At 50.8% G+C, this 16,456-nt stretch carries 19 protein-coding genes and 1 pseudogene; 3 read left to right on the top strand and 17 right to left on the bottom strand.

What is annotated here, in order from left to right; translation table 11 throughout:
* Positions 1-30 precede the first annotated feature (30 nt).
* Complete coding sequence (locus VMT62_06870; protein HVN96133.1) at positions 31-1,224, bottom strand: cytochrome c peroxidase; 1,194 nt, start codon at positions 1,222-1,224, stop codon at positions 31-33.
* 330 nt (positions 1,225-1,554) lie between these two features.
* Entirely contained in the window at positions 1,555-1,857 is a 303-nt protein-coding gene (locus tag VMT62_06875; GenBank protein ID HVN96134.1) for a hypothetical protein, read from the bottom strand.
* Positions 1,858-2,346: 489 nt separating this feature from the next.
* On the opposite strand from VMT62_06875, the gene VMT62_06880 reads away from it, so the two are divergent.
* Entirely contained in the window at positions 2,347-2,571 is a 225-nt protein-coding gene (locus VMT62_06880; protein ID HVN96135.1) for a hypothetical protein, read from the top strand.
* Positions 2,572-2,583: 12 nt separating this feature from the next.
* Positions 2,584-2,802: pseudogene (locus VMT62_06885) on the top strand (thioredoxin domain-containing protein).
* Positions 2,803-2,971: 169 nt separating this feature from the next.
* Here the strand turns inward: VMT62_06885 and VMT62_06890 are convergent.
* The 13 genes from VMT62_06890 to VMT62_06950 form a co-directional block, all read right to left on the bottom strand.
* Entirely contained in the window at positions 2,972-4,015 is a 1,044-nt protein-coding gene (locus VMT62_06890) for a P-loop NTPase (GenBank protein HVN96136.1), read from the bottom strand.
* A gap of 529 nt (positions 4,016-4,544) precedes the next feature.
* On the bottom strand, positions 4,545-5,201 hold the full coding sequence (locus tag VMT62_06895) for a nitroreductase (protein HVN96137.1): 657 nt from the start codon (positions 5,199-5,201) through the stop codon (positions 4,545-4,547).
* Positions 5,202-5,319: 118 nt separating this feature from the next.
* A complete protein-coding gene (locus VMT62_06900; GenBank protein ID HVN96138.1) occupies positions 5,320-6,018 on the bottom strand; it encodes a phenylalanine--tRNA ligase beta subunit-related protein in 699 nt (232 codons plus the stop codon).
* The gene (locus VMT62_06905; GenBank protein HVN96139.1) at positions 6,015-6,419 is read right to left on the bottom strand and encodes a F0F1 ATP synthase subunit epsilon; all 405 of its coding nucleotides are present in this window, start codon (positions 6,417-6,419) and stop codon (positions 6,015-6,017) included. Before VMT62_06905 ends, VMT62_06900 begins: the two co-directional genes overlap by 4 nt.
* A 9-nt stretch (positions 6,420-6,428) precedes the next feature.
* Positions 6,429-7,847: a F0F1 ATP synthase subunit beta gene (gene atpD, locus VMT62_06910; protein ID HVN96140.1), complete on the bottom strand. Its 1,419-nt coding sequence runs from the start codon at positions 7,845-7,847 to the stop codon at positions 6,429-6,431.
* Between the two features lie 14 nt (positions 7,848-7,861).
* Positions 7,862-8,722, bottom strand: coding sequence for an ATP synthase F1 subunit gamma (atpG, locus tag VMT62_06915; GenBank protein HVN96141.1), 861 nt, complete (start codon positions 8,720-8,722; stop codon positions 7,862-7,864).
* A gap of 9 nt (positions 8,723-8,731) precedes the next feature.
* The gene (gene atpA / locus VMT62_06920) at positions 8,732-10,240 is read right to left on the bottom strand and encodes a F0F1 ATP synthase subunit alpha (GenBank protein HVN96142.1); all 1,509 of its coding nucleotides are present in this window, start codon (positions 10,238-10,240) and stop codon (positions 8,732-8,734) included.
* A gap of 5 nt (positions 10,241-10,245) precedes the next feature.
* Positions 10,246-10,788, bottom strand: a complete 543-nt coding sequence (gene atpH, locus VMT62_06925; GenBank protein ID HVN96143.1) for an ATP synthase F1 subunit delta — start codon at positions 10,786-10,788, stop codon at positions 10,246-10,248.
* Positions 10,785-11,312: an ATP synthase F0 subunit B gene (locus tag VMT62_06930; GenBank protein ID HVN96144.1), complete on the bottom strand. Its 528-nt coding sequence runs from the start codon at positions 11,310-11,312 to the stop codon at positions 10,785-10,787. Before VMT62_06930 ends, atpH begins: the two co-directional genes overlap by 4 nt.
* Positions 11,312-11,737, bottom strand: coding sequence for a hypothetical protein (locus tag VMT62_06935; protein ID HVN96145.1), 426 nt, complete (start codon positions 11,735-11,737; stop codon positions 11,312-11,314). Before VMT62_06935 ends, VMT62_06930 begins: the two co-directional genes overlap by 1 nt.
* A 107-nt stretch (positions 11,738-11,844) precedes the next feature.
* Positions 11,845-12,654: a ParB/RepB/Spo0J family partition protein gene (locus VMT62_06940; GenBank protein HVN96146.1), complete on the bottom strand. Its 810-nt coding sequence runs from the start codon at positions 12,652-12,654 to the stop codon at positions 11,845-11,847.
* Positions 12,651-13,415: an AAA family ATPase gene (locus VMT62_06945; protein ID HVN96147.1), complete on the bottom strand. Its 765-nt coding sequence runs from the start codon at positions 13,413-13,415 to the stop codon at positions 12,651-12,653. Before VMT62_06945 ends, VMT62_06940 begins: the two co-directional genes overlap by 4 nt.
* Before the next feature lie 33 nt (positions 13,416-13,448).
* On the bottom strand, positions 13,449-14,036 hold the full coding sequence (locus VMT62_06950) for an RsmG family class I SAM-dependent methyltransferase (GenBank protein ID HVN96148.1): 588 nt from the start codon (positions 14,034-14,036) through the stop codon (positions 13,449-13,451).
* Positions 14,037-14,114: 78 nt separating this feature from the next.
* Between VMT62_06950 and bamD the strand changes: the two genes are divergently transcribed.
* Positions 14,115-15,491 (top strand): outer membrane protein assembly factor BamD, encoded by a 1,377-nt coding sequence (bamD, locus tag VMT62_06955; GenBank protein ID HVN96149.1) that lies wholly within the window; start codon positions 14,115-14,117, stop codon positions 15,489-15,491.
* A gap of 127 nt (positions 15,492-15,618) precedes the next feature.
* Here bamD and VMT62_06960 read toward each other — a convergent pair whose 3' ends face one another.
* On the bottom strand, positions 15,619-16,050 hold the full coding sequence (locus VMT62_06960; GenBank protein HVN96150.1) for a PaaI family thioesterase: 432 nt from the start codon (positions 16,048-16,050) through the stop codon (positions 15,619-15,621).
* Between the two features lies 1 nt (position 16,051).
* On the bottom strand, positions 16,052-16,378 hold the full coding sequence (trxA, locus tag VMT62_06965) for a thioredoxin (protein ID HVN96151.1): 327 nt from the start codon (positions 16,376-16,378) through the stop codon (positions 16,052-16,054).
* Between the last annotated feature and the right edge of the window lie 78 nt (positions 16,379-16,456).

Here is a 16,456-nt window from a genome sequence, read left to right on the forward strand (position 1 = left end):
GCCCCTGATGAAGAATCGTCTCGCGTCAGATTATCTCTCACGGGCGCACGAGTACGCATCAGAGCTATTCTTGTCGCTTAAGAAGATGGGTAAGGCGGGCCCGTTCTGGACCCCGTAACGGCCTTGGCTTAACACCTTCGGCTGATCCTTCACCGCGGCGAACCCCGCATGTTCCCCATCTGGTGGTAACACGGGCACTCTCAGCGCATCGTCGGGCAGTCTTCCAGTCAAGGATTTTAGGAAGAGAATGATTTCCCCGACCTGTTCGTCGGTCGGAGATTTGCCCACCTGTATTTTGCCCATAATGAAGACCACATCGCGCAATCCGTCGACCGATCCATCGTGAAAATATGGAGAGGTCATCTCCACGTTTCGTAACACAGGGACTTTGAACACATACTTATCACTCTCGTTGTTTGTAACGGCATACCTGCCTTCGTCAATATCCTTGCTCCCGGTATATTGCCAGTAGGGCTCAAATACGCCAAACTTCTGGTACATCTTGCCTCCCACATACGCACCTGAGTGGCAGTTGGTGCAGCCTGTTTCGATGAATGTTTTAAGTCCCTTTTTCTCTGCGGCGGCAAGCGCGGTCGGATTCCCTTTTACAAAGGCATCGAAACGAGAAGGAGTGACGAGCGTTCTTTCAAAAGCTCCAATGGCTTTGGCCAGGTTATCAACGTTGACCGGATCTTTTTCCCCGGGAAAGGCTCTCGCAAACAATGGGGCATACCCTCTTATTTCTTTGAGTCTCTTCTCTACAGCCTCATAGGATGGCATCCCAAAGGAAGGCGGCCCGACCATGGCCTGTTTGGCCTGGTCTTCAACATCCGTTCGGTTTCCTATCCAGTGCGCCGAAATCTGGCCTGCCGCATTGAAGACGGTAGGGGCGTTTCGGGGATTGATCTTGCAATTATTCCCGATAGATTTCTTCAACCCGTCAGCCGCGTACAAACCAATCGGATGACATCGGACACAGCTCACTGTCTGGTCTACAGAAATCCTTGTCTCATAGAAAAGCATTTTCCCCAGAGCGACTTTATCAGCAGTAATAGAGTTATTTGCCGATCTCATGGTTTTTGGCAAGGGTCCGAAAATCTGTTTTGCCTGGTTTAGCAACGCTTTGTCTCCTGCGCGGGCAGATGTCAAGGCCACTGAAATCAAGATGCAGAAAATGAAAAAGATCCTTATACTCCGTGCGCGTTTTTTCCTGGTTTTATCCATAACGACCTCCATCGCTACGATTATCGATCGTCTGTCAGGATACTGTGGACGACTTTGAGAAATAGCTTTATCTACTTATTAAGCAATAATTCACTTTACAGGAAATTCAATAGATTTCAGAATGCAAGCACGGCTACGGACGAAGTGGACGCGCCTGTTGACTGTGATGCTCATCCAAATGATTTGCACGGTAATTGAGCTTTTAAGCGGTAACGGTCAGCGTGGGAAAAAAAGGCAGAGCTTTGCGACCCTGCCCCGGAAGGCAAAAAACTAACATTATGGCGGCTACAGTTGCGGGGTGCAGCTCATCCTTAAAGAGTCCTTCAGCCGCTATCTGTAATAGCCAGGCACCCACACCGGCCTGCAACCCCAGGCATCGCAGACTTGTGTCCAGTAACCGGGAACCCAGATGGGTCCATACGCGTATACAGGATATCCCCATCCGTAATGCGGCCCGTAATACGGCGCGTAATGGACTCTCGGTCCATAGTATCCTCCGAAATGGCCACCTCCGTAGAAATGACCTCCGCTGTGGAACCCGCCGTGACCACCGGCACGGGCATAGAGAGTACCTGAAAACAAACCCAGGCCGAGAAAGACGCCGATTACAATGACAACGAATGCTTTTTTCATCTCTTTATCTTCCTCCTTTTCGAAACATACCCCCAAAAGAGACTCGCGTCAACGAGGTCCTTTTTTTTTGGAGAGACCCAATCCGGCCTAATCGTCTTAAAAGCATAAATCGTGCCGGGTCGGGTTCTTCATGTCGAGCCACCCACCGCTACCGTATTGCTCAATTATTTCAAGGGATATCTCCCGTCAATCGCAATAGGGCGTAAAGCCAAAGCAACCATGAGGAGACATTTGTGTCGAACCGGTGCTCTATCTTTCGACATTTATTGACGTGAGGCTTCAACCGGGGTGACTGGGACAGGCTATGGAATAGATCATTTCACATGAGTCGAACCGCTATTCACTGACCGGAGAGAGTGAACATCGGGAGGTTCGCCCGCATGCCGCATGTCGATCCTATCCATCATGAAACCGGTCATTGAAATCGTTTCCATTCATGCCTAGATTTTTCTTCTAGACAATCCTTTGCAGAGGGAGGAGGGCGCACAGATGAGTGATCAAGCCATTATAGTCCAGTGTCCCCGGTGCGGCGCAAAGAACCGCATACCGAGGAGCCGATGGGGGGGTGAGCCGGTGTGCGGGAGATGCAAGACTGAGCTTAAGCTTGCGCATCTGTATCCTGACAGCCCGGTTGATGTGACCGACCGGACATTTGAGGCAGAGGTGGCTCAATTTCCCGGCACGGTGCTTCTCGATTTTACCGCGCCGTGGTGAGGGTACTGCAGAAATCTTGATCCGGTTCTGGACGAACTGGCGATGAAGTACAGCGGAAAGGTGAAGGTGGCCAAGGTGAACGTGGATGCATCTCCCGAAACCGCTTCACAGCACGGTATCCGCGGCGTACCAGCGCTCTATTTCTACAAGAACGGCAGTGTAGTAGATAAGGTGGAGGGCGCCCTTCCCAAAAGCGAGTTAGAGCGCCGCTTAAGCGGGCTCATTTCATAGCAGGAGTGCATCCTTTTTTTGGATGCTTGTGATCGTGAGGTTACCCGTTGAGCTGAGCGAAAAGATTGCCACAACCTCAAAAAAGACAGGCTGCTATAATGCGTTCAAGCCTTTTTCGCCCTTATGCACGGCTTTGACAGAATTTTAAGGGTGACGTTAAAGGCCGGTATCAGGCATTGTGGAGAAGATTGTTGACGATATATTCCATTTCTATGGCAAAATCACCCATGGGGTAACGGGCTAAAACCGGTACCTGATCCAGAACGCTCTCCTCAACTTCGGACTGGGCTGAGATGCTCCCCAGAAATGAAACTTCCTTTGAAAGCCATTTCCTTGAGACTTCCTGGATCATCATGGGCACATGGTGAACATTATTATATTTGGGAACCTTGTTGAGCACCAGGCAGGGTCTAAAATCGGCCATGACCCTGGTAATCAGTGGAAGATTGTGCGGTTGCCATTCTTTCACCTGGTCGATGAGTTCCCTGACTGTCTTAACCTCCGGGCCCTGTGCCGGCGCAGTCATCCGGCAAATGAGCCTTTCGAGATCTTTGTTCTTTTCGTTTCTATAAGAGGACTCAGGGCCGAAGATCCTTGCCAGCTTTCTATAGAGGGCTTCTTTGATGAAGTGGTAGGCGCCCATGTAGGATGCAGAATCGGGGGTTGTGACCACAACGCCGCAATCGGCTCGAAGGAAGAAATCCAGAGAATTGTAGGATACATCGCCGCCCAAATCAAGGATAACGTAATCAGCCTCAATATCGCCTAAGGCCTTGATGAGCCGCAACTTCTTCATAAATTTGATATTCGCCGCTCCTAACTCCGAGTTGCCGCCGCTCACTACCATGGGACCGTATTCGCTATGAACAGCTATCTCGTTAAGGGTCTTTACCCGTTTCATGATGAAATCATTTACGTTCCGGCTTGCCGGGGCATGTTGGCCTAGATGCACGTGGATGTTCGCATTGCCGAGATCGAGATCGACAACCGCCGTTCTATATCCTCGACCCGCGAGGAACACACCGAGGTTGGCGGCAAATACGCTCTTGCCCACGCCGCCTTTTGCGCTTCCAACGGCAATGATCTTCTTCTGGTTCTTCTCACCGAGGTCGGTCTCTATCGGAAGAGATGGGGCGAGAAGATCGTATTCTTCGGAATCCTGTCTTGCACCGAACATCTTCTCCTCAGCCTCCAAATCCTGTTGACGTCTCACTGGTCATCTGCATAGCGCCTCATGATGACAATTCTGCAAGGCTCATGCCAGTGGGCAAAACGAGTCAAAATATCTTTTGGCTGATGTTAATAAAAGAGGAATGATTTCAAGGACAAAGCGATCAGATTGCCCGGTGAAAAAAACGGGTATGTGGCCGAATGAGAGCTAAGGCTTTTTCCGAATAAGCGTGGAAAGAACATCAAATTTTGTAGGCGATGGCCGGGCGCGTTCGTGGTATCATACATTATAATACCGCGTGCCATACCGTCCAGTTTTATCGAATATAGGTTAAGATAGGGCTCCTACAGCGGAAAGTGGACGCCATGGGTTCGATGGATTGAATATTGACTCACCTATCGCTGTGAGAAATGATCTTAGAAGTCTTATATTATAATACTTTGTATTATAATATAAGACTGAAGAAGAAAAGCCAGGACACTCCCCGGTCGGCAAAAAGAACCGGCCGCTGCGGCTACTAGGATCCCGGAGAAAAGAGGCGAATGTAGCGAACGAACGTTACGCTCTCAGGTCAATCGATCCAGCTCACGAAACTATCGAGGCTATCGCGCGGCGACTTGAATTCATTGATCGGGCTTTGAAAATCGGCGTAGCCCATCGCGATTCCGATGACCACGTCCTTATTGTCGGGGATATTGAGGATCTCCTTGATATCATCTTCGTACGCGTTGATGAGTCCGATGGGGCATGTGGAAAGACCGAAATTGTGTGCGCCGAGCACGAAATAACCGAGCGCGATGCCGATATCCACGAGCCGGGCCTTTGAGAAGGCGTTATCCAGGCATATGATGACGGCCACAGGAGCGCCGTAGAAATTGCAGCTTCCTTCGTTGACGAAACAATTGAAATCCGGTTGCCCCATCTTTTCGAGAAAGGGATTCATAAGCTCAAACGATTGTACACCTCGCTTGCTGAAGGTCTCCGAAAGGGGTTTCACATTGCCGGGGCTGCACGATATCTGTTTTTCCCGGTACAGCTTGACGAGTCTGCGAGAAAGTCGTTCCTTTTCTTCGCCCATGACAACGACGAATTCCCAGGGCTGCAAATTGATGGCCGATGGCGCGGCAACAACGAGCTTAAGCACGTCCTCGATCTGTTCCTTTTTGAGCGGATCAGGCTTAAACGCCCGTACGCTTTTGCGTTCCTCGATAATCCGAATGATGTCCATGACCGCCTTACCTCCTCTGCAAAATCATTTCTAATCATATACCTTCGACCGGGGTATCAAGTCAACCTCGGTTTGACGCACTCTTCTATAGCAGTATCTTAAGCTTGAGGCAGGGGTGTTAGAAATTGAACTCAGTTTCGAGTCTGTCTTTTGTGATGATGTCTCTGTGGATGACCTTTCCGTACCCGTTTCCTACGATACTTTCTTCCATGTCTTTCACTACATCCTGACAGAGCGCGTGAGGAAGGCCCTCCATTACGTCTATGGGGATGAATATACGCGTTGTTTCGCTCAGGACTTTGTCTTTGTTGGATTGTCTCCAGACCCATCTTCTGGTGAGGACGGAGGCATTATCGCGGTATATGACCTCATTTTTTTCAACCACTTCCTGCTCGCCTGAGTCCATGGGAACGAACGTCTCGTGTCCCTGAGCGAAACACAACTGAATGTTTCCCTCAATCGGCTCCAAAGCATGGCCGCCTACAGGCACGAGATGCTTTATGGATTGCGCGTTGTAGAGATCCACGAGAGGATTGATTCTCGGGAAAGGTCCGCCTTTGAGCGCCCTTCTCAAAAGCGATTCCACGGAGCTCTGATACTTTGCCGCCGAAATCCCGAGTTTCTTAAACGCGTCCCTCCAGACTTTGACGTGCTCATGATCCTGCGGTTTTTCCAGGGAAAAATGGGACTTTAAATTTTCAAGGACATCTTCAAGGTGGTCGTCGCCATACTTGGTGTTGTCTATTTCGGCGACGAGGACGCCTATTTTCAATGAAGGAAAAAGGTGGAAAAGGTCCTGGCTTACGGAAAAAATCATCCGGTTTTCTTTGAAGCGACCGAGATCCGTGTGATGGCCCGAAGCAGCGCCAGTTCGTATATTCTGTACTCCGTATCTTCGGACACTGCGGTCTTGAGTGCGGTCTCAGCCCTGTCTTTGGCCTTTTTTGCACGCTCAATATCAATGTCTTCGGCAAATTCTGCCGTATCGAGCAGCATGACGACTTTGTCTTCCACGACCTCAGCGTAGCCGCCGCTTATCGACAGATGGGTCGTTTTGTCGCCCTTCATGTAGCGCACCTCGCCGATCTCGAGCGTAGTAAGAAACTGTGTATGTCCCGGAAGCAAGCCGAACTCGCCATATGCGCCTTTTGCTTCGACCATATCTACCGCTTCCTTGACAAGCGTTTTTTCCGGGGTAACGATCTCGAGGTTCAGCATATGATTTTATTATTCTCCCATGAATTTCCTGGCTTTTTCCACGGCCTCTTCGATGGTGCCGACCATGTAAAATGCCTGTTCCGGCAGATCGTCATGTTTGCCTTCTGCGATCTCCTTGAAGCCCTTAATGGTGTCTTTCAGCGCCACGTACCTTCCCGGCTGGCCGGTGAATACCTCGGCTACGAAGAAAGGCTGCGACAGGAATCTCTGGATCTTACGGGCCCGGGCCACGACGAGCTTGTCTTCTTCGGAGAGCTCATCCATACCGAGGATGGCGATGATGTCCTGCAGGTCTTTATACTTCTGAAGTATTCTCTGGACCTCGCGGGCAACCTGGTAGTGCTCCTCACCCACGATCGTGGGGTCGAGAATACGGCTTGTCGAATCGAGCGGGTCAACCGCCGGATAGATACCGAGTTCCGAAATCTGTCGCGAAAGCACGGTGGTCGCGTCAAGGTGCGCAAACGTTGTGGCAGGCGCCGGGTCGGTTAAGTCGTCAGCGGGCACGTAGATGGCCTGAACCGAGGTAATGGATCCTTTGAGCGTGGAGGTGATCCGCTCCTCCAGTTCACCAAGGTCGGTGGCTAAGGTCGGCTGGTACCCAACGGCTGAAGGCATTCGTCCGAGAAGCGCCGAGACCTCCGAGTTCGCCTGGGTGAATCGGAATATATTGTCGATGAAAAGGAGCACGTCCTGGCCTTCCTCATCCCTGAAGTACTCCGCTGCGGTGAGGGCCGTGAGGCCGATCCTGGCGCGGGCGCCCGGGACTTCGGTCATCTGGCCGTATATGAGGGCCGTCTTGTCGAGAACGCCTGAGCCTTTCATTTCGAGCCAGAGATCGTTTCCTTCTCTTGTTCGCTCACCCACGCCGCCGAAAACGGATATACCTCCGTGATGCATGGCGATGTTGTGGATCATCTCCATGATCACGACGGTTTTGCCCACGCCTGCGCCGCCGAAAAGCCCAACCTTACCGCCCTTGGAGTACGGTTCGAGCAGGTCGATGACCTTGACGCCTGTTTCCAGGATTTCAATATTCGTATTCTGCATGACGAGCGTTGGCGCCGGTTTGTGAATCGGGTAGGTCATTTTGGTGGTCACAGCTCCGCTGCCGTCAACAGGCTCGCCGACCACATTGAGCACCCTTCCCAATATCTCTTTACCGACGGGGATTGTGATCTGGCCCCCTTTGTAGACCGCGTCCTGGCCCCTTAAGAGTCCGTCAGTCGTGTTCATAGCGATACAACGGACCGTGCTGTCCCCCACGTGCTGGGCAACTTCGAGGATAAGGTTCTCCTGTTTGTCGTTGATCGTAGGGTTTGTTACATAAACTGCACCGTATATTGGCGGAAGCTGATCCGATGGAAATCTGAAATCTACTACCGTACCTATTACCTGCACTACCTTGCCTCTGACTTCAACGCCCATCTATCTTCCTCCTTTTAGGTTCCTCGTAAAGCTTCAGCGCCGCCAACGATGTCCATCATCTCGCTGGTTATGCTTTCCTGTCTTCTCTTGTTGTAGACAAGGGTGAGATACCGCACCATCTCTCCGCAGTTGCTCGTGGCATTCTCCATGGCGCTCATCCTCGCCGCGTGCTCTGAGGTCTGTGATTCCACGATGGCGTAGTAGATCTTCGTGCTGATATATTTCGGGATGAGAGATTCGACGATCTTTACCCGATCCGGCTCGCAGAGATAATCGATATACTCGGCTTGCTCCGGCGTCTTTATCGGGAGGAATTCATCGAAGACGATCTCCTGTTTTACGGCCGATTTGAAATACGTGTAGGTGATGTAAATCTTGTCGAACTCGCCGGAGAGATAAAGCCCGATCAATTCGTTGGCAACCTCATCCGCAAAAGCCTGCTCGACTGCCTTAATGTCAGTCCGGCTCTTGACGATATCGACCTTTCTCCTCGTCAGGTAATCTCTCACCTTTCGGCCAAATACATATACGCCGATGCGATCAAATTTATGGCTGTTCTGCCGGATAAAATTCTGTGCGTGAAGGCCGATATTGAGATTGAAGCCTCCGCACAGGCCGCGGTCCGAGCCGATGGCCACGATGAGCACCTTTTTGATTTCATCTCTCGCTGCAAGCAGCGGATGCGCGTCTTCGGGCATGTTCTTGATAACCCGGCCGGTGAGCTCCTCTATCTTGACCGCGTAATCCTTTATTTTCTCCAGGTCTTCCTGGGCCCTTCTCAACTTTGCCGCGGAGACCATCTTCATGGTTCGCGTTATGGTCTGCGTGCTGTTGATACTGCCGATCTTTCTTTTAATATCTCTTAGCGTAGCCATAGTTCGCTCTTAATAGGTGAATATTTCCTTGAACTCATCCAAAGCCTTGTGGAGGCTTTCATCGGTGGATGGGTCAATGGCCTTCTTCGTCTTGATGTCAGCAAGTACGGTTGGGTATTTCTCTTCCATGAACTTGATCATTTCCAGCTCGTATTTCTTGAGCGCGGTCTCCGGATACGTGTCGATGTATCCATTGGCGCCGGCATACATCAGAACAACCTGCTTCTCAACAGGGATCGGTACATACTGGCCTTGTTTCAAAAGCTCGGTCAGACGGGAGCCGCGAGCGAGCAGCGCCTGCGTTGCCTTATCAAGGTCGCTTCCGAATTTGGCGAATGCAGCCATTTCCCGGTACTGGGCAAGTTCCAGTCTCAGTCTGCCTGCCACCTGTTTCATTGCCTTGATTTGTGCGTTGCCGCCGACCCTCGATACGGAAAGACCCACGTTGATTGCCGGTCTGATGCCCGAATAGAAGAGCTCCGGCTCCAGATATATCTGACCATCGGTGATGGAGATAACGTTTGTCGGGATGTAAGCGGAGACGTCGCCCGCCTGGGTTTCGATGATGGGAAGTGCGGTGAGCGAGCCTGCCCCGTGGGCGTCGTCCCATTTTGCTGCCCTTTCGAGGAGCCTGGAGTGGAGATAGAAAATATCGCCGGGGTAAGCCTCGCGCGCGGGCGGCCGCCTTAAAAGGAGTGAAAGCTGCCGGTACGCGACAGCGTGCTTTGAAAGATCATCATAGACGATGAGGGCATGCCGGCCCGTGTCGCGGAAATACTCACCCATGGAGCAGCCCGAGAACGGGGCCAGATATTGCAAAGGCGCCGTATCGCTTGCCGTGGCGGCAACCACAGTCGTATATTCCATGGCGCCGTAAGATGTAAGCAGATCAACGGTCCTGGCAACGGAAGACCTCTTCTGTCCGATAGCTACATAGATACAGAATACGTCGTTTCCTTTCTGATTGATGATCGTATCGATGGCGATGACCGTTTTTCCTGTGCCCCTGTCACCGATGATGAGCTCTCTCTGGCCCCTCCCGATGGGGATCATGGAATCAATCGCCTTAATGCCTGTCTGCAGCGGTTCTTTCACGGGCTGACGTACAACCACGCCCGGGGCCATCTGTTCAACGTTTCTGAATTCCTTGGCGTTCAAAGGCCCCTTGCCGTCTATGGGAGTGCCGAGACCGTCAACAACCCTGCCGACAAGGGCTTCGCCGACGGGCACCTGGGCAATCCTGCCTGTTCTTTTTACCAGGTCGCCTTCCTTGATCTTGTAATCATCCCCGAAAACAACAGCGCCGATGTTATCCTCTTCGAGGTTAAGCGCCATGCCGGTGATGCCCTGAGGAAAATCGAGAAGTTCGCCGGACATGGCATTCTCAAGTCCGTATATACGGGCAATGCCGTCACCGATAGAAATGACCACGCCGGTTTCCTGGAGGTTTACCTCCTTTTCAAAGCCCGATATCTTCTGCTCTATGATCCTGCTTATTTCGTCGGCCTTAATCTCCATAGACTCTACTCCTTCAGTATATTTTCCTTCAACGTGGCGAGTTGCTGTTTCACGCTGCCGTCGATGATAGTCCCCCGGATCATTACCTTGACGCCGCCGATGAGGCTTTTATCCTCGAGACAGGTGAGGATGACCTCCTGGCGCAGCCTGGCGCTCAGTTCATTTTCTATGCGCTTTTTCGTGGCTTCTTCGAGCGGGTAGGCCGACCAGACGGTTCCCTTGATCCTGCCTTCCTTTTCGTCGACAAGCCGACTGTACGCCTCTTTTATGAAGGGGAGATATGCCATTCTGTTGTTTTCCAGGAGCATGGTGAACATACCGGCAAGAGGAGCCGATATCTGAAGCCTTCTTACCACATCGCCTAAGAGTTCCTTTCTCTTCCCCACCTCAATCAAAGGAAGCATGAGGGCCTTTTTCAGACGATTCTCTTTATCAAATATCTCCATGACCTGATCGAATTCTCGAAAATACTCCATGTACTTCCCGTCTTTTTCACCGACGCTGAATAATCCTTTTGCATACTTTCGTGCGATGGACTGGCTAATCAATTGAGACTCCTCAGCTTTGTGATGAAATCCTCTACCATTTTTTCGTGGTCAGCTTTACTCATCTTTTCCGCTATGAGCTTGCCTGCGGCCTCGACGGTAAGCCCCGTTATGTTCTCTTTAATCTTATTCTTCGTCTCTTTGAGTTCCTGCTCATAGGTTAAGCGCGCCTGGTCTTTCATTTTGGACGCGAATTGCGTTGCTTCGGCGATGATCTTGGCCTTCTCTTTTTCCGTTTCGTCCACGATCTTCTTCCTGAAGGCTTCTATTTCCTGGTCGAGCCCGGCGAGCTTCTTTTCGTATGTCGCCTTGAGCACTTGAGCCTGATCGAGCAGATTCTTAGTTTCTTTCAGTTTTTCCTCAATGGTACGGCGGCGGTTCGAAAGAAAATCGTTCACCGGTTTTCTCCCGTATTTCACCGCGATGACTACGACAATGAGAAAGTTGGCGATCAGATAGAGAATAAGCGGCACGTGCTTAAAGAACGCCACGATCGTGGCCCAAACGGACATGTCCCCCTGAGTCATTACAAGCTCCGATTCAGTATTTTTTCTGCAACCCCTCGAGAGAGCTTGTCTACGTCCGCTCTGAGCGTATCGTAAATCTTCTTTCCCTGGGTCTCGATCTCGCTTTTGATCTTTGTCAGTTCGTCGAAGAGTTCCAGTCGGGCCTTCCCGACGATCTTCATGGCGCCGGCATTGGCCTCGGAAACGGCCGTGTCCTTGTTCTCCAGTATCGGCTTTCTCTGCATGCGGGCCATCTCGTCGTAACGTTTTTCCAGGTCTTCCGAATCTTTCTTTGCTTTCTCCACGCGCTCGGCAAGCCCGCTCATGGTTTCTTCTCTCCTGGCGAGGGCTTTGAGCACCGGTTTAAATAGGAAGAAATTTAAAAGGATTAAGAGGATCAGAAAATTTGCAAACTGATAAAGGATCGTGACATCAAAATTTATCATCGGACATCCTTGGCGAGTTAGCGATTTATTTCACATAATCCGTACCGTAGCTTTGTACCATAAACAATTTTGATTTTCAACGTAATTTTTACAGGATTTTTGTGCAATCAGGATTCGGCTATCCGCTCCGCGATTCTTTCCAGGTCTTCCTTGGAGTAAAACTCAATGATTATCTTGCCTTTATTCCTTTTAAAGGTGATATCAACCTTGGTCTGGAGGGCCTTCTGCAGGTCCTCCTCGACTAAGGCGAACGCGGGGTTTTTGAGGGAGGCCTTCTTGCGTGTCTGTCTCTCCAGTTCCCTGACCGATACCCCGTCTTTCAGCACCCTATCGACAAATCGTTTTTGTTCCTTTTCGTTCTTAAGAGACAGAAGGGCGCGGGCATGTCCCTGAGTCAATTTTCCGTCTGTAATGAGTTCTTTTATCCAGGGAGGCAGTTTGAGAAGGCGCAGTACGTTGGATACAGAGCTTCGGTCCACCCCCATCTTCTGGGCAACTTCTTCGTGCGTGAAACTGAACTCTTCCACAAATCTTTCGTAGACTATAGCTATTTCGACCGGATTCAAGTCCTCCCTCTGAAGGTTTTCCACAAGGGCGATCTCCAGGGCCTCCCTGTCGTCCACATTCTTTACGATCGCAGGTACCTCTTTGAGCCCCGCGAGCACTGCAGCTCTAAAGCGTCTCTCACCGGCGATGATCTCGTAACCCTTATTCTTTCGTTTCAGTATGATGGGTTGGAGCAGCCCTTTTTCCCTGATCGACGCGGCAAGCTCCGATATGGTCTTTTCGTCCATTTTCAATCTCGGCTGGGTCCTGTTGGGAACGATCTGATCGATCGGGATGAGCTTGCTCGATCCCTTCTCTTCGATATCGTTCAAGATTGCCGAGAGCCCTCGGCCCAGGGGATCCTTTTTCAATGGACGCTCCTTTTTTCGATGATTTCCGAGGCAAGCTGGAGATAGCTCTCCGCGCCACGTGAACTTATATCATAAAGCAGGGCGGGTTTTCCATGACTTGGCGATTCGCTCAGTTTTATGTTCCTCGGGATCACGGTTTTGAAGACGGTGTCGCTGAAACACTGATTCACCTCTTCCCAGACCCTGAAGGAGAGGTTATTTCTCCGGTCGAACATGGTGAGGAGTATACCCATGACTTCAAGCCTGGGATTCAACTTCTTCTGGAAGATCGATATGGTCCTCAAAAGGAGCGCGAGTCCCTCAAGGGCAAAATATTCGCACTGCAAAGGGATGATCACATAATCGGACGCGGCGAGAGCGTTGATCGTGAGAAGGCCGAGCGAAGGCGGACAGTCGATGAAGATGTACGTATACGTATCCTTTAGCCCGTCGAGGGCCCTCTTCAGCCGGTATTCCCTTTGATCAGTGTCGAGCAGCTCAACCTCGGCGCCGATGAGGTCAGGATGGGAAGGGATGATATCGAGGTAAGGGATTTCCGTTTTTCTGATAACTTCTTGAATACTCTTCTCCCCTATAAGTACATGGTAAATATGATCGTAAGACCGATTGTAGGATATTCCGAACCCTGAGGTCGTGTTACACTGGGAATCCATGTCGATCACGAGCGTCCTCTGCTCCGCAACCGCGATAGACGCGGAAAGATTGACCGCCGTGGTGGTCTTCCCCACGCCTCCCTTTTGATTTGCTATGGATATTACCATGATGGGTTTATTACCATACCATAATTCATTTCTCTATGAAACTTTTTTGTACACGAGGAGCGTATATGGTTTTGAAACCTCTGGAAGCTCATAACCTATGGTATCTTCAAGGATAAATCCCCTGTAATCAACCGGCACCCCGCTCTTTCCCTTGACGATGAGCGCCCTGCCGCCGTATTTCACATGGACCCCGCCTGTTTCCAATATGGCGTCCACGGTGCCAAAGGCCTTTACCACAAGGCTCTCCACCCCGAGACACGCGATCTCTTCCGAGCGTCCGTGCAGCGGTTGAAGCCCCCTCAAGTTCAAGGTCCTCTTGATATGCCTGAGAAACTGTATTTTTCTCAGGCTCTTATCAACCGCAAAGATGCGAACATTTTCATTTAGTATGGAAAGAGGTATGGCAAGCACACCGGAACCCGTACCGAGGTCCATAAGCGAATCGACGTTTTGCATATATCCATGGAGAAAAAAGGCGTCATAGAGAAGCTCGCAAATGATAAGTCGCGTGTCCCTTATCCCGGTTAAGTTTATCTTCTTGTTCCATCGCATGAGCTCTTCTACGTAGAAGACGAGCGCCCTAAGTTTCTCTTCATCACAACCGATGCGGAAATAAGCCATGCCTCGCTTGATCAGCTCTCGTGCCTGCACAATTTTAAGAATAGCATAATTTTTTTCCTTCTGTTATACTAATGCGCAATGCGTAAAGTCATCATCACTGTCTTAATAGGTTTTGCGCTTTTTGCCTGCGCTTCTAAAGGGCCCAAGAAGGTGGATAGCGCAGGAAATCTCTACGTTGACGGCGTGAACCTCATGCAGGCGAAGAAGTACGATCAGGCCATTCAAAAATTTTCTGCGATACGGGAAAATCACCCGTTTGATCCTCTGGCGGTGGTGGCGGGGGTCAAGCTCGGAGATGTCTATTTCGCCAGGAGAGAATATACCCTTGCAGCCGGGGTGTATGAAGATTTCTTGAAGGCCTATCCGGAAGACGAAAATATCCCTTATGCACTTTCCAAACTGGGGGAGTGCTATGAAAAAGAATCACTCAGTATCGACAGAGACCCTGCATATACGCTGAAAGTTATTGAAAGGCTCACCTACCTGATGAACCGTTTCCCGGGAAATCCTTATGAGGTGGAATCGCGGGAGCGACTTAAAAGGATGTACCAGAAGCTCGCCGACCGTGAATTGTATGTGGGTGAATTCTATTACAGGACCTTCCACTACAACTCGGCGATTATACGGCTTGAATACTTGATTCAGAAGTATCCTGGGGCAAAGGGCGTGGATAGGGCCCTGTTTTATCTGGCCGCCTCTTACCGTGCGTTAGGTGACAAAGCGAAAAGCGATCAGTATATGGCAACGCTGCGTGTTCAGTATCCCAACAGTCCTTTGACGCGGACGAATAGCTCCTCCATAAGGGGGAGGAAGACGCTGCAGCCGGCGGCGCAGGCCCCCTTACAGGCAAAATTGCAACCTGTGGCAGCGCAAGGCCCACTTTCCCTGTACGAAGAGCCGAAGAAAAGAAACATCGTGTTGAGCCCTCAAATGGCGGCGAGTGCGTCAAATGATACGCCGCAGCAAGACATGGCAGGCGACAAAGCGCCCGTCAGGGGGCAAGACAAGGGGCCCACCAAAGAGCAGGACAAAGCGCTATCGTTCTTCGATAAGAAAAAACCCGTTGATATCGTGTCCGACACTATGGAAGGTTTCGACAAGGAAAAATACGTGGTCTTCAAGGGGAGCGTCATCGCCAAGCAGGAAGATCTATTTATCTTCGCTGATACCATGGAAGCACACACGAGCGAAACCACCAATGAGATAGAGAAGGCTTACGCAAAGGGAAACGTGAAGATCGTGAAACAGGACCGCACGGCCACGTGCCAGGAAGCTACCTTCGACAATGGCAAGGGTGAGATCACGCTCAAGGGCGATGTTGTTGTGTATCAGGGCCAGGATAAGCTTGTCGGAGACGTTATCATCTACTACGTGAATGACGACAGGGTTGTAGTTGTGGCTGAGAAAGACAAGAAAGCCCACGTTACCGTGCAACCAAAACAAGCCACAAAATAATAGCCGATAATCTCAATATGACGGCGTCCGTTTAAGCCTTTGCCACATGGCGTACGCATCCCTTACGTGGCCAATTAGGGGGCTTTGTTCACGCATACATCTCAAATCACAATAGGTTCTTCGGGGTTTATCTGCTTTCGTCGTTAAGAAATGACACAGGCTCGTTCTTGATGTAGACCAGCGCCTGACACACAGCCACGAGGTCGCTGCCGTTCGTGACGGTGATATAGTAGGATGCCGTTTTCTTGGTTCTGTGCGTTTCTTTTGATTCAGCGACAAGGGTGGCGTGCTTTGGCGGCGGCCTCATGTACGTAACATTCATATTCAATGCCACTGCCATGTTTTGGTGACTGTTTGAGGAAACCTCGAATGCCTCGTCGATGAGGCCGAAGATAGCACCTCCGTGCGCCATGCCGTAAAGATTATCCATATCTTCCCGATAGTCCATCTCGCACAGGGCGTATCCTTCGGACACGTCCTTGAGCCGGATATCGAGCAGGCGAGCGAACGGCTCTTCGAGGACTGCCCCAAAGTATCCTTTGCGCCTGTCAGGGTCCATCTCAGGCCATAACTTTTTTTATAAGCGTGTCCACCGAGCCCTTGGGCTGAGCGCCGATAATTCTATCGACCACCTCACCCTTGTTGAAAAGGATAAGCGTCGGAATACCCCTGACACCGTATTTGGAGGGCGTTACGGGGTTTTCGTCCACGTTCAATTTGAGTACCTTCACCTTGTCCGCATATTCTCCGGCCACCGTATCGACAACAGGTCCCATTGCCTGGCAGGGTCCGCACCATGTTGCCCAGAAATCAACGAGAACCGGTATGCCCGATTCGAGCACCTCTTTAGCAAAATCTCCGTCCGTTACCGCCTGCGCCTGGCTCATGATATTCTCCTTTTCAAAGATGTTTAAAAAAAGCCTTCCCTATACATAAGCCCCTTGTTTGCCCTTTGTCAATGGTAT

The organism is Syntrophorhabdaceae bacterium (assembly GCA_035541755.1).
Taxonomy (GTDB): domain Bacteria; phylum Desulfobacterota; class Syntrophorhabdia; order Syntrophorhabdales; family Syntrophorhabdaceae; genus PNOF01.

What these genes read in the sequence shown, in the direction of transcription:
- VMT62_06870 (HVN96133.1), bottom strand. Translation starts at nt 1,224, where the DNA reads ATGGATAAAACCAGGAAAAAACGCGCACGGAGTATAAGGATCTTTTTC.
- VMT62_06875 (HVN96134.1), bottom strand. Translation starts at nt 1,857, where the DNA reads ATGAAAAAAGCATTCGTTGTCATTGTAATCGGCGTCTTTCTCGGCCTG.
- VMT62_06880 (HVN96135.1), top strand. Translation starts at nt 2,347, where the DNA reads ATGAGTGATCAAGCCATTATAGTCCAGTGTCCCCGGTGCGGCGCAAAG.
- VMT62_06895 (HVN96137.1), bottom strand. Translation starts at nt 5,201, where the DNA reads ATGGACATCATTCGGATTATCGAGGAACGCAAAAGCGTACGGGCGTTT.
- VMT62_06900 (HVN96138.1), bottom strand. Translation starts at nt 6,018, where the DNA reads ATGATTTTTTCCGTAAGCCAGGACCTTTTCCACCTTTTTCCTTCATTG.
- VMT62_06905 (HVN96139.1), bottom strand. Translation starts at nt 6,419, where the DNA reads ATGCTGAACCTCGAGATCGTTACCCCGGAAAAAACGCTTGTCAAGGAA.
- atpD (HVN96140.1), bottom strand. Translation starts at nt 7,847, where the DNA reads ATGGGCGTTGAAGTCAGAGGCAAGGTAGTGCAGGTAATAGGTACGGTA.
- atpG (HVN96141.1), bottom strand. Translation starts at nt 8,722, where the DNA reads ATGGCTACGCTAAGAGATATTAAAAGAAAGATCGGCAGTATCAACAGC.
- atpA (HVN96142.1), bottom strand. Translation starts at nt 10,240, where the DNA reads ATGGAGATTAAGGCCGACGAAATAAGCAGGATCATAGAGCAGAAGATA.
- VMT62_06930 (HVN96144.1), bottom strand. Translation starts at nt 11,312, where the DNA reads ATGACTCAGGGGGACATGTCCGTTTGGGCCACGATCGTGGCGTTCTTT.
- VMT62_06935 (HVN96145.1), bottom strand. Translation starts at nt 11,737, where the DNA reads ATGATAAATTTTGATGTCACGATCCTTTATCAGTTTGCAAATTTTCTG.
- VMT62_06945 (HVN96147.1), bottom strand. Translation starts at nt 13,415, where the DNA reads ATGGTAATATCCATAGCAAATCAAAAGGGAGGCGTGGGGAAGACCACC.
- VMT62_06950 (HVN96148.1), bottom strand. Translation starts at nt 14,036, where the DNA reads ATGGCTTATTTCCGCATCGGTTGTGATGAAGAGAAACTTAGGGCGCTC.
- bamD (HVN96149.1), top strand. Translation starts at nt 14,115, where the DNA reads ATGCGTAAAGTCATCATCACTGTCTTAATAGGTTTTGCGCTTTTTGCC.
- VMT62_06960 (HVN96150.1), bottom strand. Translation starts at nt 16,050, where the DNA reads ATGGACCCTGACAGGCGCAAAGGATACTTTGGGGCAGTCCTCGAAGAG.
- trxA (HVN96151.1), bottom strand. Translation starts at nt 16,378, where the DNA reads ATGAGCCAGGCGCAGGCGGTAACGGACGGAGATTTTGCTAAAGAGGTG.